Here is a 23,719-nt window from a genome sequence, read left to right on the forward strand (position 1 = left end):
CGAGGGATCGAGGGGTTGAGGGATCACATGTCGTCGTACTTCACCGACCTGGCTCAGCAGTACATCGACGGTGAGTGGCGCCCGGGGACCGGTTCCTGGGACATCATCGACTTCAATCCGTACGACGACGAGAAGCTGGCATCGATCACGATAGCCACCGTCGACGAGGTCGACGAGGCGTACCGCGCGGCGGCCCGCGCGCAGAAGCAGTGGGCGGCGACCAACCCCTACGCCCGCCGTGCGGTGTTCGAGAAGGCGCTCAAGCTGGTCGAGGAGCGTGAGGAGGAGATCTCCGACGCGATCGTCGCCGAACTCGGCGGTACGCGCCTGAAGGCCGCCTTCGAGCTCCACCTCGCCAAGGAGTTCCTGCGTGAGGCGGTGCACCTGGCGCTGCGCCCGGAGGGCCGGATCATCCCCTCGCCGGTGGACGGCAAGGAGAACCGTGTCTACCGCGTGCCCGTCGGCGTCGTGGGCGTGATCAGCCCCTTCAACTTCCCGTTCCTGCTGTCGCTGAAGTCGGTCGCCCCGGCGCTGGCGCTCGGCAACGGCGTGGTGCTCAAGCCGCACCAGAACACCCCGGTCGTCGGCGGCTCGCTGATCGCCAGGATCTTCGAGGACGCCGGCCTGCCGGGCGGCCTGCTGAACGTCGTGATCACGGACATCGCGGAGATCGGCGACGCCTTCCTGGAGCACCCGGTCCCGAAGGTCATCTCCTTCACCGGCTCCGACAAGGTCGGCCGCCATGTCGCCACCGTCTGCGCCTCCCTGTTCAAGCGCTCGGTCCTCGAACTCGGCGGCAACAGCGCGCTGGTGGTCCTCGACGACGCGGACGTCGACTACGCCGTCGACGCGGCCGTCTTCAGCCGGTACGTCCACCAGGGGCAGGTCTGCATGGCCGCCAACCGGGTGCTGGTGGACCGCTCGGTGGCCGACGAGTTCACCGAGAAGTTCGTCGCCAAGGTCAAGTCCCTCAAGGTCGGCGACCCGCGCGACCCCGAGACCGTCATCGGCCCGGTGATCAACTCGCGGCAGGCGGACGCCCTGGCCGGCATCGTCGAGCAGGCGCTCGCCGAGGGCGCGACCGCGCCGGCGCACGGCACGCGCACCGACAACCTGCTCGAGCCGTCCGTGCTCACCGGTGTCCCCGCCGACTCGGCCCTGCTCCAGCAGGAGGTGTTCGGCCCGGTCGTCTTCCTGATCCCCTTCGACGGGGAGGAGGAGGCCGTCCGCCTCGTCAACGACACCCCGTACGGCCTGAGCGGGGCCGTGCACACCGGTGACATCGAGCGCGGGGTGAACTTCGCCAAGCAGATCGACACCGGCATGTTCCACGTGAACGACGGCACCGTGCACGACGAGCCGATCGTCCCCTTCGGGGGCGAGAAGCACTCGGGCATCGGCCGGCTGAACGGCGACACGATGCTGGACGCCTTCACCACGACGAAGTGGATCTCGGTGCAGCACGGCCGCAGCAAGTTCCCGTTCTGACTCCCTTCTCCCTCCCGCCCGGGCCGATGAGGACAGTTTCTGTCCTCATCGGCCCGTAGCGTCGTCGGTGTCAGCCGGCAGGGGCCACCTGCGGCGGAACGACGGAACGACGAAAGGCAGGCGGTCATGGTCACTCACGTGGGTCCCGAGGAGCGGGGCGACGAGCGCGGAGCGCTCCTGGCCTTCATCGCCGAGCAGCGCGGCGGCATCCGGCGAGCGCTGCTCGGTCTCACGGAGGAGCAGGCGTCCTCCCGCCCCAGTGCCAGTGAGCTGTCCCTGGCCGGACTGCTCAAGCACGTCGCCGAGGTCGAGCAGGGCTGGATCGCCCGTGCCAAGGGTGAGCCGCCGGCCGTACACCGGGACGAGTCGAACTGGCACGAGTGCTTCGTGCTGGTCGGCGACGAGACCGTGGAGTCCACTCTCGCGTCCTACGAGAAGGTGGCCGCCGAGACGGAGTCGTTCATCCGCTCGGTGCCCAGCCTCGACGACACCTTCCTGCTGGCGAAGACGTCCTGGAACCCGAAGGACGAGTGGCTCTCGATGCGCTGGCTGTGTCTGCACCTGATCCGCGAGACCGCGCGGCACGCCGGCCACGCCGACATCATCCGCGAATCCCTGGACGGGGCCACGGCCTTCGAACTGGTCGCCAAGGAGCGGGGCAGCGCCTGGGGGTGAGCCGTGGCGCCCTACGCTGGACCGCATGTCAGCGATCCGTCTCCTCGTGCTCGGCGCGGTGCGCCAGCACGGGCGGGCCCACGGCTACCAGGTGCGCAACGACCTGGAGTACTGGGGCGCGCACGAGTGGTCCAACGCCAAGCCCGGCTCGATCTACCACGCCCTGAAGCAGATGGCGAAGCAAGGGCTGCTGCACGCGCACGAGATCGCGCCCTCGACGGCCGGCGGTCCTCCGCGCACCGAGTACGAGATCACCCCGGCGGGCGACGAGGAGTACTTCACGCTGCTGCGGGAGGCGCTCGTCGCCTACGACCAGAAGATGGACGTGAAGTCGGCGGCCATCGGCTTCGTCGTCGATCTGCCGCGGCAGGAGGCGGTGGCGCTGCTCGAGGAGCGGACCCGGCGCATCGAGGAGTGGCGGGCCGCGGTCACCGAGCACTACGTGCCCGAGGGCGGCCCCGAGCCGCTGGGGCACATCGGCGAGATCATGAACCTGTGGGTGCACACGGCCGACGCCGAGGCCGAGTGGACCAGGGGGCTGATCGGGCGGATCGCGGCCGGGGCCTACACCTTCGCCGGGGAGGGCGAGCCGTTCGTCGGCGTCCTGGCCGAGGACCAGGAGAACCCGTACGCGACGGGGGAGCGGCACCCGGGGGACGAGCGCTGATCCGGGGTCGCCCGCCCGTTAATCAAGTTTGACTAATGAGTTGGGTGCCGCTTACCTTCGAAGGCATGTAGTCAAGTTTGACTAGTGAGGGGGTCGCAGTGGCCGACGCGGCGATCATCGTCGAGGAAGCACGCAAGACGTACGGCGGGAAGAGCGCGAAGAACCCGAAGGGTCCGAAGGATCCGGAAAAAACACAGAACGGCAGACCCGCGCTGGACGGGCTCGACCTCACGGTCGCGCGCGGCACGGTGCACGGCGTGCTCGGCCCGAACGGCGCGGGCAAGACCACCCTGGTCCGGATCCTGGCCACCCTGCTGCGGCCCGACGCGGGCCGGATCGAGGTGGCGGGCCACGACGTGGTGCGCGAGGCGTACGCGGTCCGACGGCGCATCGGCCTGCTCGGCCAGCACGCGGCACTCGACGAGGAACTGGGCGGCCGGCAGAACCTCGAACTGTTCGGCCGCCTGCACCACCTAGGCGCGCGGCGCGCCCGCGCGCGTGCAGACGAACTCCTGGCGCGCTTCGACCTCGCCGACACCGGCCGCAAGGCGGTACGGCGGTACAGCGGGGGCATGCGGCGCCGCCTGGACCTCGCCGCCTCCCTGATCACCGAACCGGAGGTGCTCTTCCTGGACGAACCGACCACGGGCCTCGATCCGCGCGGCCGCGCGGAGGTGTGGGACTCGGTCCGTTCCCTGGTCGACGGCGGTACGACCGTCCTGCTCACCACCCAGTACCTGGAGGAGGCCGACCAGCTCGCCGACCGCATCTCGGTCGTGGACACCGGCCGGGTCATCGCCGACGGCACCACGGACGAGCTCAAGGCGGCCACCGGCGGCGACCGCGTCGACGTCGTCCTGCGCGACGCCGGGCAGTTGGGCGCGGCCGTCGCCCTGCTGCCCGTACCGAAGGACCGGATCACCGTGGACACCGACCGCCGGCTGCTGAGCGCCCCGGTCACCGACCGCATGGCGGCCCTGGCGGGCGTCGTCCGGGCGCTGGAGGAGGCAGGCATCGAGGCCGAGGACATCGCACTCCGGCGCCCCACGCTCGACGAGGTGTTCCTGCGGCTCACCGGCCGCGACGACCGAGCGGACGACCGAGTGAAGGAGACCGCGTGACCACCCACGCACTGACCGACTCCTGGACCATGACCCGCCGCGAACTCGCCCGTTGGGGACGGCAGCCGGTGGCGGTGGTGGTGAACCTGGTCTTCCCCGTGATGCTGCTGCTGATGTTCGGCTACCTGATCGGCGGCGGCCGGGGCGTGAGCGGCGACTACCTCGGCTACCTGGTCCCCGGCATGCTCGCGCTCACCATGGCCTTCGGTCTGGAGGGCACGATGGTCGCCGTCGCCCAGGACCTGAACAAGGGCGTCGTCGACCGCTTCCGTTCGATGCCCATGGCCGACGGCGCGGTCCTGGTGGGCCGTTCCGCCGCCGACATGCTGCAGTCGGCGATCGGCCTGGCGGTGCTCATGGCCGTCGCCGCCGCGCTCGGCTGGCGCACCGCCGGTGGCCCGGCCGGATTCCTGGGCGCCGTGGGACTGCTCCTGCTGTTCCGGTTCGCGATGCTCTGGATCGGCATCCACCTGGCACTGGTGGCGGGGAAGCCCGAACTGGTGCAGGCGGTGCAGATCCTGGTCTGGCCGGTCGGTTTCCTGTCCAACGCCATCGCCACGCCCGAGTCCATGCCCGACTGGCTCGGCACGGTCGTCCAGTGGAACCCGATGTCCCACACCGCCACGGCCGTCCGCGACCTGTTCGGCGGCTCCGGCGGGGAGCCGGGGCACGTGTGGGCCGCCGTCGCCTGGCCCCTGGCTCTGCTCACCGTGTTCTTCCCGCTGGCGGTACGGAGGTTCGCCCGGCTCAGCCGCTAGCGGCTAGTGGTGGAAGCCGGTGGCCGCGCTCCTGTCACGGGTGAGGGGGTGCGGCTGCCGGCGCAGCTCCGGGAGGAGGCGGGTCAGGTCCTGGACGAACATGTCGGCGAGGTCCTCGGAGAAGCCGTTGCGGCACACCACCCGCAGCACCGACAGGTCCTCGCGGTGCGCCGGGAAGGTGTACGCGGGCACCAGCCAGCCGTTCTCCCGCATCCGCCGGGACACGTCGAAGACGTCGAACGCCGTCACCTCCGGCGCGGTCGTGAACGCGAACACCGGCAGCTCGTCGCCCCGGGTCAGCAGCCGGAAGTCGCCGAGCGCCCCGATCCGCTCGGCGAGACCCGTGGCCACGTCCCGCGCGGCCTGCTGCACGGCCCGGTAGCCGTCGCGGCCCAGCCGCAGGAAGGTGTAGTACTGCGCGACGACCTGGGCGCCCGGCCGGGAGAAGTTCAGCGCGAACGTCGGCATGTCGCCGCCCAGGTAGTTCACCCGGAAGACCAGTTCCTCGGGCAGGGCGTCCGCGTCCCGCCAGAGCGCCCAGCCGACGCCCGGGTAGACCAGCCCGTACTTGTGCCCCGAGGTGTTGATCGACGCCACGCGCGGGAGGCGGAAGTCCCACACCAGGTCCTCGTCGAGGAAGGGCGCGACCATCGCGCCGGACGCCCCGTCGACGTGCACCGGGACGTCGAGGCCGGTGCGCTCCTGGAGCTCGTCCAGTGCCGCGCACAGATCCGCGATCGGCTCGTAGGACCCGTCGAAGGTGGAGCCCAGGACGCCGACGACGCCGATGGTGTTCTCGTCGCACAGGTCGGCGGCGGCCCGCGGGTCGAGGTGGAACCGGTCGCCCTCCATGGGCACCTGACGGGCCTCCACCTCCCAGAAGGCGCAGAACTTCTCCCAGCAGACCTGGACGTTGACGCCCATGACGAGGTTCGGCCGGGCGTCCTTCGACGGGTACCGGTCGGCGTTGTCCCGCGCCCAGCGGCGCTTGAGCGCCATCCCGGCGAGCATGCACGCCTCGCTCGAACCGGTCGTCGAACAGCCCACGGCGGCCGACGGGTCGGGCGCGTGCCACAGGTCCGCGAGCATCGACACGCACCGCCGCTCCAGCTCGGCGGTGCGCGGGTACTCGTCCTTGTCGATCATGTTCTTGTCCCGGCACTCCGCCATCAGGGCGCCGGCCTCCGGCTCCATCCAGGTGGTGACGAAGGTGGCCAGGTTCAGCCGTGCGTTGCCGTCCAGCATCAGCTCGTCGTGCACCAGCTGATACGCCGTCGAGGGCGCCATCGGCGCGTCGGGCATCCGGTGCTTGGGCGGCGCCTCGGTCATGTCCCCGACGGGGTTCGCCGCTCCCAGGAAGGGGTTGACGGACAAGGGGCGCTCGTCGCGCCGGGGTTCGGTGTGCAGCGGCATGGGTGCCTCCGGGAGTTCGTGCGGTGGGGGTGAGAAGAGCGAGAGGGGAGGACGGGGGTCATCGGACGGAGGCTCCGTCCGGTCGCAGCTGCATCCGCGGGCGGCCCGTCACCAGCAGCCAGGCCGGGAGCGAGGCGATGCACAGGAGGGCGAGGACGCCCGGCGAGGCGACCAGGAGGGCGGCGACGAACAGGCTCACCCAGCCCTGGCGGGTGATGGCCAGCAGGACCCCCAGCACCCCCGCCGACACGCCGACCGCCGGATGCACACCGGGCACCAGGGCGTGTGCGCACAGCCCGAGCGCGGTGCCGACGAAAACGGCCGGGAAGATCCGCCCGCCCCGGAACCCGCAGGACGCGGCGACGAGCAGGGCGGCCAGCTTCACCACCGTCATGGTGGCGAACTGGCCGGCCGACCAGCCCCCGGGGTCGGCCGCCAGCACTGCGAGCTCGTCGAGCCCCTTGAACAGCGTCAGATGCCCGCCCAGGGCCGCCAGCGCGCCCAGCACCACCCCACCGGCCGGAAGCATCAGCATGGGGTGCCGCAGCCGCCGGAACGCCCCGTGGACGTACGGGAAGGCGTAGACGGCGCACATGCCGAGCAGCGCGCCCACCGAGGCGACGGTGAGCGACGACAACAGGTCCGCCCAGCCGGGCCGGCCGAACGGCGGCAGGTGCAGGTCGAAGCTCGGCCGCGACACGAGGGAGACGGTGAGCGCACCGGCCCCCGCGGCGATCAGCGGCGCGAAGAGACTGTCCCAGAGCTGTCCCTTGATCCGCTGACCCGCCAGCGCCTCGGAGAGGACGAGCGCCGCGGCCACCGGCGTACCGAAGAGCGCGCCGATCGTCGCCGCCTCCGCCAACGCCACCCAGCCCCGCTCCGGAGCCTGGGGAAACGCCCTGGTGCCCAGCAGGACCGCCAGCGAGACGTTCACGGCGATGATCGGGTTCTCGGGCCCGAGGCTCGGCCCGCCGGCCAGCATCAGGGCGGTGGCCAGCAGCAGTCCCGGCAGCACCGCGGGCGGCAGCACGGAGGCCTCGAGGCCGGTGGTCGCCGGATCGGGGCCGGCGTGGCCCGGCACCTTCCACACCACCAGACCGACCGCGATCCCGGTGGCGACGAGCACCACGAACATCCACAGCACGGAGTACCCGCCGACCCCGAGCGCGTCCGGCAGGTTCTGCCACAGCACGCCCTGGAGCTCCTCGGCCGCCCGGCTCACGCCCACCAGCAGCAGGCTCGCCGCCACCCCCACGACCAGCGCGGGGACGACGGTCGGCAGCAGGTCGCGTGCCCGGGTAGCCGGGGCGGCGGGGGGTTCCTGCTGCGCGCTGTCCTGGGCCACGCGCACACGATAAACGGATCAAGAGGGTAAATGCGGGTAAATCGGATGGAGTGATTGTGGTGTCAAGGCCGGGAAACCGACTTGCACCTCACGTGGCGTGAGGTCCCAGGGTGGAGTGCGTACCGAGAAGGGAGCGGAAGTGAGCTACTCCGTGGGACAGGTCGCCGGTTTCGCCGGGGTCACGGTGCGTGCCCTGCACCACTACGACGGCATCGGCCTGCTCATCCCGAGCGAGCGCAACCACGCGGGGCACCGGCGCTACAGCGACGCCGACCTCGACCGGCTGCAGCAGATCCTGTTCTACCGGGAGCTGGGCTTCCCGCTCGAGGAGGTCGCCGCCCTGCTCGACGATCAGGCCACCGGAAAGGCAGACCCGCGCGCGCACCTGCGCCGGCAGCACGACCTGCTGACCGCCCGGATCGAAAGGCTGCGGAAGATGGCGGCGGCCGTGGAGCACGCCATGGAGGCACACGACATGGGCATCGATCTCACGCCCGAGGAGAAGTTCGAGGCGTTCGGGGACTTCGACCCGGACCAGTACGAGGACGAGGTGCGGGAGCGCTGGGGCGACACCGACGCCTACCGGCAGTCCCGGCAGCGGACCGCGTCCTACACCAAGGACGACTGGAAACGCGTCACCGAGGAGTTCGACGCCCTCCATCTGCGCATGGCCGACCTGATGTCGGCCGGGGTGCCGGCCGACTCCGAGGAGGCGATGGACACGGCGGAGGAGCACCGACGGTTCATCACGCGCGCGTACTACGACTGCGGGCACGAGATGCACACCTGCCTGGGCGAGATGTACGTCGCCGACCCGCGCTTCACCCGGACGTACGAGAACATCCGGCCCGGTCTGGCGGTCTACCTGCGCGACGCGATCGTCGCGAACGCGGCCCGGCACGGCGGCTGAGCCCGTACGGGTGCGGAGCACCGCCCGCCCCCTGCCGGGGTGGGGGCGGTGTACCGCGCGGTCACTCGCGGACGAGCACCACCGCGGTGCCGTACGCGCACACCTCGGTGCCCACGTCCGCCGCGTCCGTGACGTCGAAACGGAACGCCAGCACGCCGTTGGCGCCCCGCGCGCGGGCCTGCTCGATCAGGCGCTCCATGGCCTGATTGCGGGTCTGTACGAGCGTCTTGGTCAGCCCCTTGAGCTCGCCGCCGACCATCGACTTCAGACCGGCGCCGATCTGGCTGCCGATGTGCCGGGACCTGACGGTCAGGCCGAAGACCTCCCCGATGACCTCCTGCACCCGGTGCCCCGGGACGTCGTTCGTGGTGACCACCAGGACGTCGGGCCCGGGGCCCTGTCCACCGCCGTACTCTTCGATGCCCATGGCCCCAGCTTCGCCGTGGAGAGGGCACGGTGCAATCCTGGATACGCCCCGTGGAACCCGGGCCGGGACGGCTGCGTTGATAGGTTTTGGCAGCCAGCCTCGCCCGTCCCCCTCAAGCAGCAGGAGCCACAATCCCGTGACCACCCTTGCGCTCGGCCCCGAGTGGCTGAGCCCGGACTATCTGATCGAGACCTTCAGCCTTCCCGGCATCCTGCTGATCGTCTTCGCCGAGTCCGGATTCTTCGCGTTCCTGCCCGGTGACTCCCTGCTGTTCACGGCGGGCCTCTTCGTGGCGGAGGGCAGCTACATCAGCCAGCCGCTGTGGCTGGTGTGCACGCTGATAGTGATCGCCGCCGTCCTGGGCGACCAGGTCGGCTACATGATCGGCAAGTTCTTCGGGCCCAAGCTCTTCAGCCGCCCCAACTCCAAGCTCTTCAAACAGGAGAACCTGGAGAAGGCCCACGAGTTCATGGAGAAGTACGGCCCCAAGGCGATCGTCCTGGCCCGCTTCGTGCCGATCGTGCGCACCTTCGCCCCCATCACGGCCGGCGCCGGCCGTATGAAGTACCGCACGTTCCTCACGTACAACGTCATCGGCGGCGTCGCCTGGGGCGTGGGCATCACGGTCGCCGGCTACTGGCTGGGCCAGATCTCCTTCATCAAGAACAACGTCGAGTCGATCCTCATCCTGATCGTCTTCCTCTCGGTGGTCCCGATCATCGTCGAGTACCTGCGGGAACGCGGCAAGAAGAAGCGCGCCGCCGCCGAGGACCCGGCCGCCCCGCAGCACGACCAGTACGACCAGTACGACCAGCACGATCGGTACGACCGGCAGACCCCGTACGCCCAGCCGCCGGTCATGGACGACGCCACGACCCAGCTGCGCCGCATCACCCCGGCCGGTCAGCCGCCGCAGCGGGCCCAGCAGCCCCAGCAGCCCTACGGTAACCAGGGCTACCCGCAGCAGCAGAGCCCGCAGCCCCAGCGCCCGCAGCCCCAGCCGCCGTACGGCAACGGCCAGGGCGGCTACGACCCGTACTTCGACCAGCAGCACCCCCAGGGTCAGGGACAGGGACAGGGGCACCCCCAGGGCCACGGCCCGGACCACAACCGGCAGCAGCCCTACGACCGGGGCTACTGAGCCGCCCCGCCGAGCCGCGCTGCCGAGTTTCCGATGCCCGGGTCCCGAGGACCCGGGCATCGGGCGTCAGAAGCCGCGTGTCCGCTTCGCCGCCCTGCGCTTCTCGGCGGAGCCGATCCGCAGGAACAGCCGGGAGATCTCCGAACCGAGGTTCACCCCGATCGCGATGGCCAGGGCGAGCGCCACGGCCTTCGAGAGGGACACCAGTCCCGCGTCCACCTTGTTCTGAGCGATCGCCAACAGGCCGAAGTACGTGGCGGAACCGGGCAACAGGGGCCCGATGGCCGCCGTGGTGTAGGGCAGCGCCGAAACGAACTGGTACCGGGCCAGCAACTGCCCGAACAGACCCACGAGACCCGCCGCCACGGCCGTGGAGGCCACCGGTGAGATGCCGCCCACGTTGTTCATCGCGCCGTACACCACCCAGGCGACCCCGCCGTTGAGGGTGACCATCAGCACCGTGGACCGCTCCTGCTGGAGCAGCACCGCGAAGGCCAGCGACAGCCCGAGCGACGCGGCGATCTGCCACAGCGGCCGCTCGGAGAGGACGAGTGCCGCGTCGGGGCTCAGCTGGGCGCCGAACTGAACCCCGAAGTAGAGCACCACCAGCACGCCGGTCACGATGCCCACGAAGAAGTACAGGACCTCCAGGAGTCGCGCGGAGGCGGTGATGTAGAAGCCGGTCAGGCCGTCCTGCACCCCCGCGACGAGGGCCCGTCCGGGCAGCAGGGCGAACAGCCCGCCTGTGATCACCGCCGAGGCCTTCACGTCCGCGTGGGCCAGCGTCAGCGCGACCCCGATCGCGGCCGGCGGCATCGCGGCCGCCGTGAACTGGTAGAACTCCGGCAGCCCGCGCCCGGCGAACAACCAGGCCAGCCGGTCGCCGAGCATCGCGCCGCCCGCGGCGGCGATGAACACCAGGAACCCACCGCCCACCAGCATCGAGGCCGAACCCGCCAGCAGCCCGCTCGCCGCGTTCAACACCCAGCCGGGGTAGGGGTGCCGGTTGCGGCGTATCTCCGCGAGACGCCGGTAGGCCTCCTCCAGGGAGACGTGCGTCTCGTCGTCGCTGAGGTCGTCCACCAGCTGGTACACGGCCGCGAGGCGGGTGTAGTCGGTGCCGCGACGGCGTACCGTGCGCGACGCGGTCACCGGGTCGTCCACCAGGGACGGCTGATGGGAGATCGACAGCAGGGTGAAGGTGACGGTCGGTTCGCAGCGGTCCAGGCCGTAGGAGCGGCAGACGGCGAACATCGCCGCCTCCACGTCCTCCGCGCCCTCGCCGCCCGCCAGCAGCAACTCCCCGATACGCAGCGTCAGGTCGAGTACGCGCGGCACCGCCGGCCCCGCCTCGTCGGGCCGGTGCACCTGCTCCGGCGCCGGCCGCTCGGTCACCGGCATGCGCAGCATCGTGCGCATCCGGTCCTGCCAGGGCACGTCCCGGTGCAGGGCGACGGACGGTGTCCCGCTGGGCGGGACGAACGCCACCGGCCCCTGCTGGGCGCTGTACGTGCTCGGCGGGTTGAACGCCGACCCCTCCACCTCGGTCGGCTGCGGGGCGGTGTCCAGCCCTTCCGGGAGGACGAACTCGGAGGTCGTCTCGGACTCCGTGCCGACCGGCGAGAAGTCCAGTCCCTCCGGAACGGCGAACTCCGATGTCGTCGCCGACTCCGGGTCGGCCGGAGCCGTCAGCCCGGCGGGAGCGCTGAAGGCACTCCTCGCCTCGTCCGACTGCGGCTTGCGCTCCTCCGTGTCCCTCACCTGCGTTGCGCTCCCTGTACGACGCCGTCCGTGGCCCTTGCCTCCCCCGTCGGGGTCCGGTGCACGGACCCCCAGGGGCCAGTATGCGCACGGAGACGCGCGACGGGGCGCACGCGTCCGCGTGCGCCCCGTCGCGCGTCTCGTGGGGAACGGGCTCAGTGGCCGCCCTGCTCCTTGAAGCGCTTGTAGGACCGCTCGATCTCGATCTCGGCGTCGGTCCGGCCGACCCAGTTGGCGCCCTCCACCGACTTGCCCGGCTCCAGGTCCTTGTAGACCTCGAAGAAGTGCTGGATCTCCAGACGGTCGAACTCCGACACGTGGTGGATGTCGCGCAGGTGCTCCACGCGCGGGTCCGTCGACGGGACGCACAGCAGCTTGTCGTCGCCGCCGGCCTCGTCCGTCATCCGGAACATACCGATCGCGCGGCAGCGGATCAGGCAGCCGGGGAACGTCGGTTCGTCGAGAATGACCAGCGCGTCCAGCGGGTCGCCGTCCTCGCCGAGGGTGTTCTCGACGAAGCCGTAGTCGGTCGGGTAGGCGGTCGAGGTGAAGAGTCGACGGTCCAAGCGGATCCGACCCGTCTCGTGGTCCACCTCGTACTTGTTCCGCGAACCCTTCGGGATCTCGATCGTGACGTCGAACTCCACCGGTGGCTCCTCCATGATCAACACATAGTTCTGGTGATTAAGTGTCCCTCACGCAGGTGTGTGATCGCGAAAGGGGCTGGTGGTCGTGCCAGAGCTGAGGCCGTGGCGGGCCGCGAGACCGCATGTCGTGCGGGTCGCGGACGCCGTACGACCGCGTCTCGCACGGGCCGCGGCGACCGCACGGCCGCGTCTGGCGCGTGTCGCCACGGCCGTCGGGCCACGGATCGCGCGGCCGGTGACCTGGCCGGGCACCTGGTCGAAGACCTGGCAGTTCACCGTGGTCGCGGCCGCCACCGGGATGGCACTGGCCGCCGGTGCGGTGACCGCCGCGGGTCCCTGGGACTCCACGGGTCAGCGTACGGCCGAGCGGGACCGGGCCGTGACCCTGGCGGCCGCGCGTGGCACAGATCACGGCGGCACCCGCGGCAACGCCGGCACGCCGCCTCGCGGCCCCCGGGCGGCTCCCAGCGCCCCCTCCGTGCTCGCCGGTCTCGACGGCGGTGCCACCACCGTGCGGTCGGCGCCCGGCGGCAAGGCCCTCGCCGGCACCCTCACCCCACTGCTGAAGGCCCCGGAGCTCGGCCGCCACTCCGCCGCCGTGGTCGACGTGTCCACCGGCAGGAAGCTGTACGCCCACGGCTCCGGCGACGCGCTCACCCCCGCCTCCACCACGAAGATCGTCACCGCCGCCGCGGTACTCACCGCGCTGGGCCCCGACCACCGCCTGACCACCCGAACCACCTTCGAACCCGACACGAAAGAGGTCATCCTCGTCGGCGGCGGCGACCCCACCCTCACCGCCCGGGAGAAGAACGACACGGGCTCGGCGAGCCTGCGCGACCTCGCCGAGCGGACCGCCGCCGCCCTGGCCGAACGCGGCGTACGCGAGGTGACCCTGTCCTACGACACCACCCTCTACGCGGGCGGCGACAGGCACCCGATCGGGGTCAACCCCAACCTCGCCGCCGTCACCCCCCTGATGGCCGACGAGGCCCGTGCCGACGACTCCGCAAGCGGCCCCGCACACCGTGTCGCCGACCCCGCGGCCGACGCCGCGCGGAAGTTCGGCGAGTTCCTGAAGGACCGCGGCATCAAGGCCACACCGCCCGGCCCGTCGAAGTCCACGACCCGCGCCGGCACCCTCGCCACGGTGTCCTCGCCCCCGCTCGCCACCCTGGTCGAACGGATGCTCACCAACAGCGACAACGACCTCGCCGAGGCCCTCGCCCGCCAGACCGCGATCGCGACCGGCGAACGCGCCGACTTCGCGGGCGCCGCAGCCGCCCTCCGCGCCCGGCTCGCCGAGCTCCGGGTCCCCCTGAAAGGGGTCGTGCTCAGAGACGGCAGCGGACTCAACCGCGACAACCGGCTCACCGCCGACCTCCTCACCGCGCTGCTGGTGAAGTCCGGCGACCCCGCCCGCCCCGAGCTGCGGTCCGTCCTCACCGGCCTGCCCGTCGCGGGCTTCACCGGCACCCTCACCGGCCGCTACGCCGACGGGGCGGCCGGCCTCGTCCGCGCCAAGACGGGCACCCTCACCGGCGTCAACGCCCTGGCGGGCACCGTCGTCGACAAGGAGGGCCGACTGCTCGCCTTCGCCTTCCTGGCGACCGGCACCAGCGACCCCACGGCGGCCCAGACGGCCCTGGACAAGGCGGCCACGGCCCTGGCGGCGTGCGGCTGCCGGTGACCCGCGGGGCGGCCGGGGCGGCCGCCTCTTCGCCCTGCCCCGTACCGCCGTACTCACGTACCGTTGCAACATGACGAGTTTCGGTGGTGCTGCCTCTTCCGGGATGGTCGACTGGGATCTCGCGGTCGCGACCGCGACCCGGCTCATGCGGCCGGGCCCCGATGTGAGCCGCGACGACGCCAGGGCCGTCGTCGCGGAACTGCGTCGGCACGCGAAGTCGTCCGAGGAACACGTCCGGGGCTTCACCCGGCTGGGCACCGAGGAGATCCACGACACCCCGGTACTCGTCGTCGACCGCCCGGGCTGGGTGCGGGCCAACGTCGCCGGTTTCCGCGAACTCCTCAAACCGCTGCTCGACAAGATGCAGGAGCGGCGCGGCAGTTCCCCAGGAGGGGTGCTCCTCGGCACCGTCGGCGGCAAGGTCACCGGCGTCGAACTGGGCATGCTGCTGTCCTTCCTGGCCTCACGCGTCCTCGGCCAGTACGAGACCTTCGCCCCCGCCACCCGCGACCTGCCGGCCGGTGGCCCCGCCGACGCCCCGAACGGCGGCGGCCGGCTGCTGCTCGTCGCCCCCAACATCGTCCATGTCGAACGCGAGCTCGACGTGCACCCGCACGACTTCCGGCTGTGGGTGTGCCTGCACGAGGAGACGCACCGCACCCAGTTCTCCGCCGTGCCCTGGCTGCGCGACCACCTGGAGGGCGAGATCCAGTCGTTCCTGGCGGAGACCGACGTCGACCCGATGACCGTGCTGGAGCGCGTCCGCCAGGCCGTCCAGTCCTTCGCCGGAGGCCGGCCCGAGGGCGAGGAGGGCGAGGGGGCCGACGAGGGCCGCTCCCTGGTCGAACTCGTGCAGACCCCCGCCCAGCGGGAGATCCTCGGCCGCCTCACGGCGGTGATGTCCCTGCTGGAGGGGCACGCCGACTTCGTGATGGACGGCGTCGGACCCGAGGTCGTGCCGAGCGTCGCCGAGATCCGCGAGAAGTTCCAGCAGCGCCGCGCGAAGGGCGCCTCCCGCCTGGACCTGGCGCTGCGCAAACTGCTCGGCCTGGACGCCAAACTCCGCCAGTACCGCGACGGCGAACGCTTCGTCCGCGCGGTCGTCGACGAGGTCGGCATGGACGGCTTCAACCGGGTGTGGACCTCGCCCAACACCCTCCCCACCAAGGCGGAGATCGCCAAACCGGCGGAATGGATCACGCGCGTGCACCGCAAACCCGAGTCGTGAACCCGGCGCGCGTCCGGCGTGGACCCGGCGCGCGTCCGGCGTGGACCCGGCGCGCGTCCGGCGGGAGGCAGGCGCGCAACCACCATGAAGCCGATCCGGCCGACGGCAGGCGGATGACCCGGTAATCACCCGTCCGAGGGACCGTGAGCGAAGAGTAGGCGTGCAATGCTCGGGTAACGGCCCGGCTCTGTCACCATCTACACACTCTGAGTGACCGACTCGAGCCCACGCCCTCTGACAACTTCATGAAGGGAACCGGACATGGGTCCCCATCCTGCGGTCGCGGCGATACGCCTGGCGGTCCGCCGCGTACTCCACGACATCCTCGACGAACACAACCGAACCCCCGACGACACCGGCCGCACCCCGGGCCGGCCCCCGCACGACCGCGAGCCGTCCCCCCTCGTGCTCGTGGCCTGCTCCGGCGGCGCCGACTCCATGGCCCTCGCCTCCGCCCTCGCCTTCGAGGCCCCACGGCTGGGCCTGCGGGCCGGCGGTGTCACCGTCGACCACGGCCTCCAGGCCGGCTCCGATCTGCGCGCCGCCGAAGTGATCCTGCGCCTGCGCGAACTGGGCCTCGCGCCCGTCGAGTCCGTCGCCGTCACCGTCGGCCGCGAAGGCGGACCGGAGGCGGCCGCCCGCGACGCCCGCTACGCCGCCCTCGACGCTGCGGCCGAACGGCACGGGGCCGCCGCCGTCCTGCTCGGGCACACCCGCGACGACCAGGCGGAAACCGTCCTGCTGGGCCTCGCCCGCGGCTCCGGCATCCGTTCCCTGTCCGGAATGGCCGCGGTCTCGGGGGCCGCCGGCCGTTACCGCAGGCCGTTCCTCCGGCTCGACCGGCAGACGGCCCGCAAGGCCTGCCTGGTCCAGTCCCTCCCCGTCTGGGACGACCCGCACAACACCGACCCCACCTACACCCGTTCCCGGCTGCGTCACGAGGGCCTGCCCGCCCTGGAGAAGGCGCTCGGCAAGGGCGTCGTCGAGGCGCTCGCCCGGACGGCCCAGCTCTCCCGCGACGACGCCGACGCCCTCGACGCCTGGGCCGGCCGGGCCGAGGCCGGCGTCCGTGACGCGGACGGCCGCCTGGAATGCGCCGGGCTCCACGCCCTTCCACCCGCCGTGCGCCGCCGGGTGCTGCGCCGCGCCGCCATCGACGCGGGAGCCCCGGCCGGTTCGCTGTTCGCCCGGCACATCGAGGAGGTCGACCGGCTGATCACCGGCTGGCGCGGCCAGGGGGCCATCAATCTGCCCGGTCGGGTCGTCGCCCGTCGCCAGGGTGGCAGACTGGTGATTCGGCAAGGCTGAAAAACGTGCCCTCGGCAGCGCCGCGGACGGTACGGGACAGCCGCTGGGACGACCGAAAGTGATGCGGGTGGACGCGAAAGACATGGGTGCCGACCTCGAGAAGGTGCTCATCAACAAGGAAGAGATCGACGCCAAGCTGGCTGAGCTGGCCGCGAAGATCGACGCGGAGTACGCGGGCAAAGAACTGCTGATCGTCGGAGTCCTCAAGGGCGCCGTGATGGTCATGGCCGACCTCGCCCGAGCGTTGTCCACCCCCGTCACCATGGACTGGATGGCCGTATCCTCGTACGGGGCGGGCACCCAGTCCTCCGGTGTGGTGCGGATCCTCAAGGACCTCGACACCGACATCAAGGGCAAGCACGTCCTGATCGTCGAGGACATCATCGACTCCGGCCTGACCCTGTCGTGGCTGATCTCGAACCTCGGCTCGCGCGAGCCCGCCTCCCTCAAGGTGTGCACGCTGCTGCGCAAGCCCGAGGCCGCCAAGGTCAACATCGACGTGGAATGGGTCGGTTTCGACATTCCCAACGAGTTCGTCGTCGGATACGGCCTCGACTACGCCGAGAAGTACCGCAACCTCCCGTTCGTCGGTACGCTCGCGCCCCACGTCTACGGCGGCTGAGTCACCCGGCCCAGAGCGCCGTATGTGATCGGGAACCCCGGCGGGTTCCGCTCCGTTGGAGCATGCGTGGACGCGATTGCCAGCAGTCCCACGCAGCTTCGGCGGGCGATGCTGGGGTACCGTCCGAAGAACAGTCTTTATCAAACTCACTATGGCAGGAGGGACGGGGCGGCACCGCTCCGTATGGATGGACGTGAAGCGATACTTCCGTGGGCCGGTCATGTGGATCGTGCTGGCCGTCCTCGCCGTGGTCGTGTTGATGCAGGTCGTCGGCTCGTCCGGCGGCTACAAGACGGTGGACACCGGCCAGGTGGTCCAGGCGATCAACCAGAACAAAGTCGAGTCGGCCAAGCTGACCACCGGCGACGAGCAGATCATCAAGGTCGAGCTCAAGAACGGCGTCAAGGTCAAGGACAGCTCGAAGATCCAGGCGAGCTACATCGGTGACCAGGGCGTCACCATCGCCAACACGCTGCAGGACAAGTACCAGAACAAGCAGATCCCGAAGGGCTACACGGTCTCGCCGTCCAAGCAGAACCCCTTCGTCAGCATTCTGCTGTCGCTGCTGCCCTTCGTCCTCATCGTGGTCGTCTTCCTGTTCCTGATGAACCAGATGCAGGGCGGCGGCTCCCGCGTCATGCAGTTCGGGAAGTCCAAGGCGAAGCTCATCACCAAGGACACCCCGAAGACGACGTTCGCCGACGTCGCGGGCTCGGACGAGGCGGTCGAGGAACTCCACGAGATCAAGGAGTTCCTGCAGGAGCCGGCGAAGTTCCAGGCCGTCGGGGCGAAGATCCCCAAGGGCGTGCTGCTGTACGGTCCGCCCGGAACCGGCAAGACCCTGCTCGCGCGTGCCGTCGCGGGCGAGGCCGGAGTCCCCTTCTACTCGATCTCCGGTTCCGACTTCGTCGAGATGTTCGTCGGTGTCGGTGCCTCCCGGGTCCGTGACCTGTTCGAGCAGGCCAAGGCCAACGCCCCGGCGATCGTCTTCGTCGACGAGATCGACGCGGTCGGCCGCCACCGCGGCGCCGGCCTCGGCGGTGGTCACGACGAGCGCGAGCAGACCCTGAACCAGCTCCTCGTCGAGATGGACGGCTTCGACGTCAAGGGCGGCGTGATCCTCATCGCCGCCACGAACCGCCCGGACATCCTCGACCCGGCCCTCCTGCGTCCCGGCCGCTTCGACCGCCAGATCGCGGTCGACCGCCCGGACATGCAGGGCCGGCTGGAGATCCTCAAGGTCCACCAGAAGGGCAAGCCGGTCGCCCCGGACGTCGACCTGGCGGCCGTCGCCCGCCGCACCCCCGGCATGACCGGTGCCGACCTGGCCAACGTGCTGAACGAGGCCGCGCTGCTGACCGCGCGCAGCGATCAGAAGCTGGTCGACAACCACATGCTGGACGAGGCGATCGACCGTGTGGTCGCGGGCCCGCAGAAGCGGAGCCGGATCATGTCGGACAAGGAGAAGAAGATCACCGCGTACCACGAGGGCGGACACGCCCTGGTCGCGGCGGCCTCACCGAACGCCGACCCCGTCCACAAGATCACGATCCTGTCGCGAGGCCGTGCCCTCGGCTACACGATGGTGCTGCCGGACGAGGACAAGTACTCGACCACGCGCAACGAGATGCTGGACCAGCTGGCCTACATGCTGGGCGGCCGGGCGGCCGAGGAGCTCGTCTTCCACGACCCGACGACCGGTGCGGCCAACGACATCGAGAAGGCCACCGGCCTGGCCCGCGCGATGGTCACGCAGTACGGCATGACCGAGCGTCTCGGCGCGATCAAGTTCGGCGGTGACAACTCCGAACCGTTCCTCGGGCGTGAGATGGCTCACCAGCGCGACTACTCGGAAGAGATCGCCGCGCTGGTCGACGAAGAGGTCAAGAAGCTCATCGAGACCGCGCACAACGAGGCGTGGGAGATCCTGGTCGAGAACCGCGACGTGCTCGACAACCTGGTCCTCGCCCTGCTGGAGCGGGAGACGCTGGGCAAGGAGGAGATCGCCGAGATCTTCGCGCCGATCGTCAAGCGCCCGCCCAGGCCCGCCTGGACCGGCTCCTCCCGCCGTACGCCGTCCACCCGCCCGCCGGTGCTCTCCCCCAAGGAACTGGCACTGACGAACGGGGCGAACGGCGCGACGCCGGCCATCTCCACCGTGAAGAGCACCGCCGCGGAACCCGCGCCGGCGCCCGAGCGGACCCCGGAGGACCGCCCCGAGAGCTGACCGGCTCTCCCGGTGGCCCCGCCGGGCCCGGAATGAACGCCGCGCCCCCCAGGTTCTAGCCTGGGGGGCGCGGCTTTTGTGTATCCGCAGTCGAGACGCGCACCCCTGACGCGCGCAGGCACAGGAACGAGGCACCACATGACCGACCCCGTGACGCTGGACGGCGAGTTCACCTTCGGCGAGTTCGACGAGAAGCGAGCCGAGAACGCCGTACGCGAGCTGCTGATCGCGGTCGGTGAGGACCCCGACCGGGAGGGGTTGCAGGAGACACCGGCCCGGGTGGCACGGGCGTACAGGGAGATATTCGCCGGCCTGTGGCAGAAGCCCGAGGACGTGCTGACGACCACGTTCGACCTCGGGCACGACGAGATGGTGCTCGTGAAGGACATCGAGGTGTACTCGACGTGTGAGCACCATCTGGTGCCGTTCCGCGGCGTGGCCCACGTCGGCTACATCCCGGCCACCAGCGGCAAGATCACGGGGTTGTCGAAGCTGGCCCGGCTCGTGGACGTCTACGCCCGGCGACCGCAGGTGCAGGAACGGCTCACCACCCAGATCGCGGACTCCCTGATGGAGATTCTGGAGCCGCGCGGAGTGATCGTGGTCGTGGAGTGCGAGCACATGTGCATGTCGATGCGGGGCATCCGCAAGCCCGGCGCGAAGACCCTCACGTCGGCCGTGCGCGGCCAGCTGCGGGACGCGGCGACGCGCAACGAGGCGATGAGCCTGATCATGGCGCGCTGACCGGGGGCGGACCTGCCCGGGAACGGTCCCGGCCCTGGAACCGGTCCCTGGAGCCGGTCCCTGGAATGCGTCTCAGGCCGCCGGGGCCGTGCCCCTGCCGTTGTGGTCGTCGTCGTCCTCCGGGAGCTTGCAGACCCGCTCCAGGAAGATGGCGGCCGCTATCACGCCGATCCCCGCCAGGACCGAGGCGCCGGCGTAGATGGCCTGGTCGCGGCGGGCCGGGATGTCGAGGGACTCCAGGAGGAAGACGCCGGTGCCGCCGTACATCCCGGAGACCAGGGCGGCGACCAGGGCGCTGGCCTGGCCGAAGACGACCGCGCGGGCCGCCATCATGGGGTCGACGCCCTTGGCTTCGGGACGGCGCTCGCGCTGGGCCTTGAGACGGGTGCGGAGAGAGAGCGCCGTGGCCGTGAGGACCACGGCGATCAGGGCGAGGACGACGGGCGCGGCCACCGGGACGCTCGGCAGCGTGCCGAAGGAGTTCCAGAGGCGGGCGATGGCCCAGGACAGGATCCCGGCCACGACGAAGACGCCGGCCAGCACCCTGATGCGCAGCTCTCTCACGGTGTCCCTTCGGTTTCCCCGGTGCCCCGGAATGCGGTCGTGTCGACCTTAACGGCTATTCGGGCAGCCGGAGTTCCAGGTCGGTCCGGGGCATGACGCCTTCTCGGCCGATCGCGCCCAGCAGGGCGGCGACGGGGCCGCGTCCGGGGAGAACGGCCTCGGGATCGGCGTCGTGCCAGGGGGCCAGTACGAAGGCGCGCTCGTGGGCGCGGGGGTGGGGAAGGGTCAGCCGAGGGTCGTCGGACAGGAGGTCCGCGTAGGCGATGATGTCCACGTCCAGGGTGCGTGGCCCCCAGCGTTCGTCACGGACCCGGTGGAAGGCCTCCTCGACCGCGTGCGCCCGCTCCAGCAGGGAGGACGGGGGGAGGGTGGTCTTCAGGACCACGACCGCGTTGAAGTACGAGGGCTGGCTGCCGGGCTCGACGCCCCACGGCTCCGTCTCGTACACGGGGGACACCGCTTTGACGCGGATGCCCGGGGTGTCCTCCAGGGCGTCGACGGCCCCCTGGAGGGTCTCCAGCCGGTTGCCGAGGTTGGCGCCGAGGGCGACCACGGCCCGCTTCGGGTTCTGCAGGGTGCTGTCGGCGGCGTCGACCCGCTCCGTCACGGAGGCGGGGACCGGCTGAACGGTCGGGTCGGTGTGGCCCTGGGCGGAAGGCCTGGTCATGCGCGGCTCCGGGTGATGGTGACGGTCACGTCGTCGAAGGGCACGGTGATCGGCGCGTCCGGCTTGTGGACGCGGACCTCGACCTCCTGGACCATGTCGTGCTCGAGGCAGACCCGGGCGATGCGCTCGGCGAGCGTCTCGATGAGGTTCACCGGCTCGCCCTCGACGACCGCCACGACCTCCTCCGCCACGATTCCGTAGTGCACGGTCTTCGTCAGGTCGTCGTCGGTCGCGGCCGGCCGGGTGTCCAGGCCGAGGACGAGGTCGACGACGAAGGTCTGGCCCTCCTCGCGTTCCTTGGGAAACACACCGTGGTGCCCGCGGGCCTTCAGGCCGTGCAGCGCGACACGATCCACACGAATCCACTCCTGTAGTCGGTTGGTCGGTTGGTCGGCCGGTTCGTCGGTCCGGCCGGTCGGTGCCGTGCGGGCGGCACCCTCTGCCTCGGTCGAATCTACCCGCGGGCACCGACAGGACCGGCCCCGAGGGGGCGCCGCTCCGGACCGGTACGAAAGGATTCACCCTGCGTTTTCCCCGGGCGGGCCTCAGGCGGGGGAGCCGGTGTCGTCGGGGGTGTCGGTGTCGTCGGGGGGCTCGTCCTCGCCGTTCTCGGCGAGGACGGGGGAGGCGTGGTGGGACCAGAGCTTCCAGCCCGCGGGGGTACGTCGGTAGATGTTGGTGGCGACGACCAGCTGGCCGACCAGGGGGCCGAGCTCCTCGCCCGCCTTCGGCGCGGGACCGCCGCTGAGGATGTTCTCGGTGCAGGTCACCAGGGCGGTGTCGCCGGTGACGGAGACGTGCACGTCGGTGAGGAAGAACTGGATGTAGTCGGTGTTCGCCATGATCAGGGCGTACGACCGGAGTACCTCGCCGCGGCCGGTGAGCACCGGCCAGCCGGGGTGCACGCAGGAGACCACCCCGGTGTCCGCCGGGTCGTGGTAGGTCTCGTCGACGCCCAGGTCGGCCGGGGTGAGCCAGAGCGACGCCACCTCTTCGAAGTCACCCTGTTCGAGTGCCTCGTAGAAGGCGGTGTTGGTGGCCTCGACCTGCTCGACGTCGGTGTGAGGCGCGCTCACCGGGCTCCTTCCGCACCGTGCGGGGCGGGTCCGGGGCGCGTGCCGTCCGGGGTGCGCGCCTGTTCGACGGCGCGTACGACCCGTACGGCGTCCGCGGTGGCGCGCACCTCGTGCACGCGGACCGCCCAGGCGCCGCCCTGCGCGGCGAGGGCGGAGACGGCGGCGGTGGCCGCGTCACGCTCCCGGGCGGGCGGGGGCGTGCCGTCGGGTCCGGCCAGGACCTGGCCGAGGAACCGCTTGCGGGACGCGGCCACGAGCAGTGGGTGACCGAGTGCCCGCAGGCGGTCGAGCCGGGCGAGGAGGGCGAGGTCGTGGTCGGTGTCCTTGGAGAAGCCGAGTCCGGGGTCGACGATCACACGGTCGGCCGCGATGCCGCCCTCCAGCACCGCCGCCACGCGCGTGTGGAGCTCGTCGACGACCTCGGTGACGATGTCGTCGTACGCGCCCTTGACGTTGCCGCCCTCCAGCAGGCCGCGCCAGTGCATGACGACGAAGGGGGCGCCGGCGGCGGCGACGACGCGGAGCATGTCGGGGTCGGCGAGACCGCCGCTCACGTCGTTGACGAGCGTGGCGCCGGCCACGAGGGACTGTTCGGCGACGGAGGCGCGCATGGTGTCGACGGAGATCGTGACGCCCTCGGCGGCGAGGCCGCGGACCACCGGGATGACGCGCTTGAGTTCCTCGGCCTCGTCGACGCGGGTGGCGCCGGGACGGGTGGACTCGCCGCCGACGTCTATCAGGTCGGCGCCCTGGGCAACCAGGTCGAGGCCGCGTTTGACGGCGGTCGTCGTGTCGAACCAGCGGCCACCGTCGGAGAAGGAGTCGGGGGTCACGTTCACCACGCCCATGACCGCGCAGCGGTCCCAGTGGGGAAGGCCCGCGACGTGGAGATGTCCGCTGCTGCTGCTCATATGTTCAGCGTATGCCCCGGGTGCGGCCCGGGAGACCCGGACCCTGGGGACCTGGACTCTGGGGACCTGGACCCGAAAGATCCGGAAGACCCGGAAGACCCGGAGGGGAGTGGGGGCCGTACCCCCGTCCGATACTTCCTCAGTGGCTCTCGTCGGTCTTCCCGGAAAGCGGTAACCCACCCCTCGCCATGAAAATGATCTTGCATATTCGCGCGCCGGGTCTATTCACGCTTCGGCGGAGTTCCCTGACGTCCTGTGAAAGCCTCGGCGTGGCTTTGTTTTTACGGGGCGGGGCTCCATCATTCGCCTACGCGCGGTAAGTTTCTGGC

At 70.9% G+C, this 23,719-nt stretch carries 23 protein-coding genes; 13 read left to right on the plus strand and 10 right to left on the minus strand.

Annotation, left to right across the window (positions count from 1 at the left end):
• Nucleotides 1-27 precede the first annotated feature (27 nt).
• The 5 genes from ACVW19_RS18745 (at nucleotide 28) to ACVW19_RS18765 (ending at nucleotide 4,709) form a co-directional block, all read left to right on the plus strand.
• A complete protein-coding gene (locus ACVW19_RS18745) occupies nucleotides 28-1,488 on the plus strand; it encodes an aldehyde dehydrogenase family protein (protein WP_457460495.1) in 1,461 nt (486 codons plus the stop codon).
• Nucleotides 1,489-1,614: 126 nt separating this feature from the next.
• On the plus strand, nucleotides 1,615-2,163 hold the full coding sequence (locus ACVW19_RS18750) for a DinB family protein (RefSeq protein WP_457460496.1): 549 nt from the start codon (nucleotides 1,615-1,617) through the stop codon (nucleotides 2,161-2,163).
• A 25-nt stretch (nucleotides 2,164-2,188) separates the two neighbouring features.
• On the plus strand, nucleotides 2,189-2,830 hold the full coding sequence (locus ACVW19_RS18755; RefSeq protein WP_457460497.1) for a PadR family transcriptional regulator: 642 nt from the start codon (nucleotides 2,189-2,191) through the stop codon (nucleotides 2,828-2,830).
• Nucleotides 2,831-2,928: 98 nt separating this feature from the next.
• Entirely contained in the window at nucleotides 2,929-3,951 is a 1,023-nt protein-coding gene (locus ACVW19_RS18760) for an ATP-binding cassette domain-containing protein (protein ID WP_457460498.1), read from the plus strand.
• The gene (locus tag ACVW19_RS18765; RefSeq protein ID WP_457460499.1) at nucleotides 3,948-4,709 is read left to right on the plus strand and encodes an ABC transporter permease; all 762 of its coding nucleotides are present in this window, start codon (nucleotides 3,948-3,950) and stop codon (nucleotides 4,707-4,709) included. Before ACVW19_RS18760 ends, ACVW19_RS18765 begins: the two co-directional genes overlap by 4 nt.
• Before the next feature lie 3 nt (nucleotides 4,710-4,712).
• Here ACVW19_RS18765 and ACVW19_RS18770 read toward each other — a convergent pair whose 3' ends face one another.
• Together ACVW19_RS18770 and ACVW19_RS18775 are read right to left on the minus strand one after the other, a co-directional pair.
• Nucleotides 4,713-6,122, minus strand: coding sequence for a glutamate decarboxylase (locus ACVW19_RS18770; RefSeq protein WP_457460500.1), 1,410 nt, complete (start codon nucleotides 6,120-6,122; stop codon nucleotides 4,713-4,715).
• Between the two features lie 58 nt (nucleotides 6,123-6,180).
• The gene (locus tag ACVW19_RS18775; protein ID WP_457460501.1) at nucleotides 6,181-7,467 is read right to left on the minus strand and encodes an ion channel protein; all 1,287 of its coding nucleotides are present in this window, start codon (nucleotides 7,465-7,467) and stop codon (nucleotides 6,181-6,183) included.
• A 139-nt stretch (nucleotides 7,468-7,606) separates the two neighbouring features.
• On the opposite strand from ACVW19_RS18775, the gene ACVW19_RS18780 reads away from it, so the two are divergent.
• Nucleotides 7,607-8,377, plus strand: coding sequence for a MerR family transcriptional regulator (locus tag ACVW19_RS18780; protein WP_457460502.1), 771 nt, complete (start codon nucleotides 7,607-7,609; stop codon nucleotides 8,375-8,377).
• A gap of 61 nt (nucleotides 8,378-8,438) precedes the next feature.
• Here the strand turns inward: ACVW19_RS18780 and ACVW19_RS18785 are convergent, their stop codons facing one another.
• Nucleotides 8,439-8,804 (minus strand): YbjQ family protein, encoded by a 366-nt coding sequence (locus ACVW19_RS18785; RefSeq protein ID WP_457460503.1) that lies wholly within the window; start codon nucleotides 8,802-8,804, stop codon nucleotides 8,439-8,441.
• Nucleotides 8,805-8,940: 136 nt separating this feature from the next.
• Here ACVW19_RS18785 and ACVW19_RS18790 point away from each other — a divergent pair, with 136 nt between their 5' ends.
• Nucleotides 8,941-9,945: a DedA family protein gene (locus ACVW19_RS18790; protein WP_457460504.1), complete on the plus strand. Its 1,005-nt coding sequence runs from the start codon at nucleotides 8,941-8,943 to the stop codon at nucleotides 9,943-9,945.
• A gap of 66 nt (nucleotides 9,946-10,011) precedes the next feature.
• On the opposite strand, the gene ACVW19_RS18795 is transcribed toward ACVW19_RS18790, so the two are convergent.
• The gene (locus ACVW19_RS18795) at nucleotides 10,012-11,706 is read right to left on the minus strand and encodes a threonine/serine ThrE exporter family protein (protein WP_457460505.1); all 1,695 of its coding nucleotides are present in this window, start codon (nucleotides 11,704-11,706) and stop codon (nucleotides 10,012-10,014) included.
• 155 nt (nucleotides 11,707-11,861) lie between these two features.
• The gene (locus ACVW19_RS18800; RefSeq protein WP_064731883.1) at nucleotides 11,862-12,353 is read right to left on the minus strand and encodes an inorganic diphosphatase; all 492 of its coding nucleotides are present in this window, start codon (nucleotides 12,351-12,353) and stop codon (nucleotides 11,862-11,864) included.
• Nucleotides 12,354-12,432: 79 nt separating this feature from the next.
• Between ACVW19_RS18800 and dacB the strand changes: the two genes are divergently transcribed.
• The 6 genes from dacB (at nucleotide 12,433) to folE (ending at nucleotide 20,172) form a co-directional block, all read left to right on the plus strand.
• On the plus strand, nucleotides 12,433-14,043 hold the full coding sequence (gene dacB, locus ACVW19_RS18805; protein ID WP_457460506.1) for a D-alanyl-D-alanine carboxypeptidase/D-alanyl-D-alanine endopeptidase: 1,611 nt from the start codon (nucleotides 12,433-12,435) through the stop codon (nucleotides 14,041-14,043).
• Nucleotides 14,044-14,113: 70 nt separating this feature from the next.
• Nucleotides 14,114-15,271: a zinc-dependent metalloprotease gene (locus ACVW19_RS18810; RefSeq protein ID WP_457460507.1), complete on the plus strand. Its 1,158-nt coding sequence runs from the start codon at nucleotides 14,114-14,116 to the stop codon at nucleotides 15,269-15,271.
• A 261-nt stretch (nucleotides 15,272-15,532) separates the two neighbouring features.
• The gene (tilS, locus tag ACVW19_RS18815; RefSeq protein WP_457460508.1) at nucleotides 15,533-16,579 is read left to right on the plus strand and encodes a tRNA lysidine(34) synthetase TilS; all 1,047 of its coding nucleotides are present in this window, start codon (nucleotides 15,533-15,535) and stop codon (nucleotides 16,577-16,579) included.
• A 61-nt stretch (nucleotides 16,580-16,640) separates the two neighbouring features.
• Nucleotides 16,641-17,201, plus strand: coding sequence for a hypoxanthine phosphoribosyltransferase (hpt, locus tag ACVW19_RS18820; protein WP_109377267.1), 561 nt, complete (start codon nucleotides 16,641-16,643; stop codon nucleotides 17,199-17,201).
• A gap of 187 nt (nucleotides 17,202-17,388) precedes the next feature.
• The gene (gene ftsH / locus ACVW19_RS18825) at nucleotides 17,389-19,428 is read left to right on the plus strand and encodes an ATP-dependent zinc metalloprotease FtsH (protein ID WP_457460509.1); all 2,040 of its coding nucleotides are present in this window, start codon (nucleotides 17,389-17,391) and stop codon (nucleotides 19,426-19,428) included.
• A 138-nt stretch (nucleotides 19,429-19,566) separates the two neighbouring features.
• Nucleotides 19,567-20,172: a GTP cyclohydrolase I FolE gene (gene folE / locus ACVW19_RS18830; protein WP_457460510.1), complete on the plus strand. Its 606-nt coding sequence runs from the start codon at nucleotides 19,567-19,569 to the stop codon at nucleotides 20,170-20,172.
• 72 nt (nucleotides 20,173-20,244) lie between these two features.
• Here the strand turns inward: folE and ACVW19_RS18835 are convergent, their stop codons facing one another.
• The 5 genes from ACVW19_RS18835 to folP all read right to left on the minus strand — a co-directional run bounded on the left by ACVW19_RS18835 (nucleotide 20,245) and on the right by folP (nucleotide 23,390).
• Nucleotides 20,245-20,736, minus strand: coding sequence for a DUF3180 domain-containing protein (locus tag ACVW19_RS18835; protein ID WP_457460511.1), 492 nt, complete (start codon nucleotides 20,734-20,736; stop codon nucleotides 20,245-20,247).
• A 55-nt stretch (nucleotides 20,737-20,791) separates the two neighbouring features.
• Nucleotides 20,792-21,403, minus strand: coding sequence for a 2-amino-4-hydroxy-6-hydroxymethyldihydropteridine diphosphokinase (gene folK, locus ACVW19_RS18840; RefSeq protein ID WP_457460512.1), 612 nt, complete (start codon nucleotides 21,401-21,403; stop codon nucleotides 20,792-20,794).
• Nucleotides 21,400-21,759, minus strand: a complete 360-nt coding sequence (folB, locus tag ACVW19_RS18845) for a dihydroneopterin aldolase (RefSeq protein WP_457460513.1) — start codon at nucleotides 21,757-21,759, stop codon at nucleotides 21,400-21,402. Before folB ends, folK begins: the two co-directional genes overlap by 4 nt.
• A gap of 189 nt (nucleotides 21,760-21,948) precedes the next feature.
• The gene (locus tag ACVW19_RS18850; protein WP_457460514.1) at nucleotides 21,949-22,479 is read right to left on the minus strand and encodes a nuclear transport factor 2 family protein; all 531 of its coding nucleotides are present in this window, start codon (nucleotides 22,477-22,479) and stop codon (nucleotides 21,949-21,951) included.
• Complete coding sequence (gene folP / locus ACVW19_RS18855) at nucleotides 22,476-23,390, minus strand: dihydropteroate synthase (protein ID WP_457460515.1); 915 nt, start codon at nucleotides 23,388-23,390, stop codon at nucleotides 22,476-22,478. The genes ACVW19_RS18850 and folP overlap by 4 nt, the downstream gene beginning before the upstream one ends.
• Nucleotides 23,391-23,719 lie beyond the last annotated feature (329 nt).

This window comes from Streptomyces sp. TE5632, from assembly GCF_054061295.1.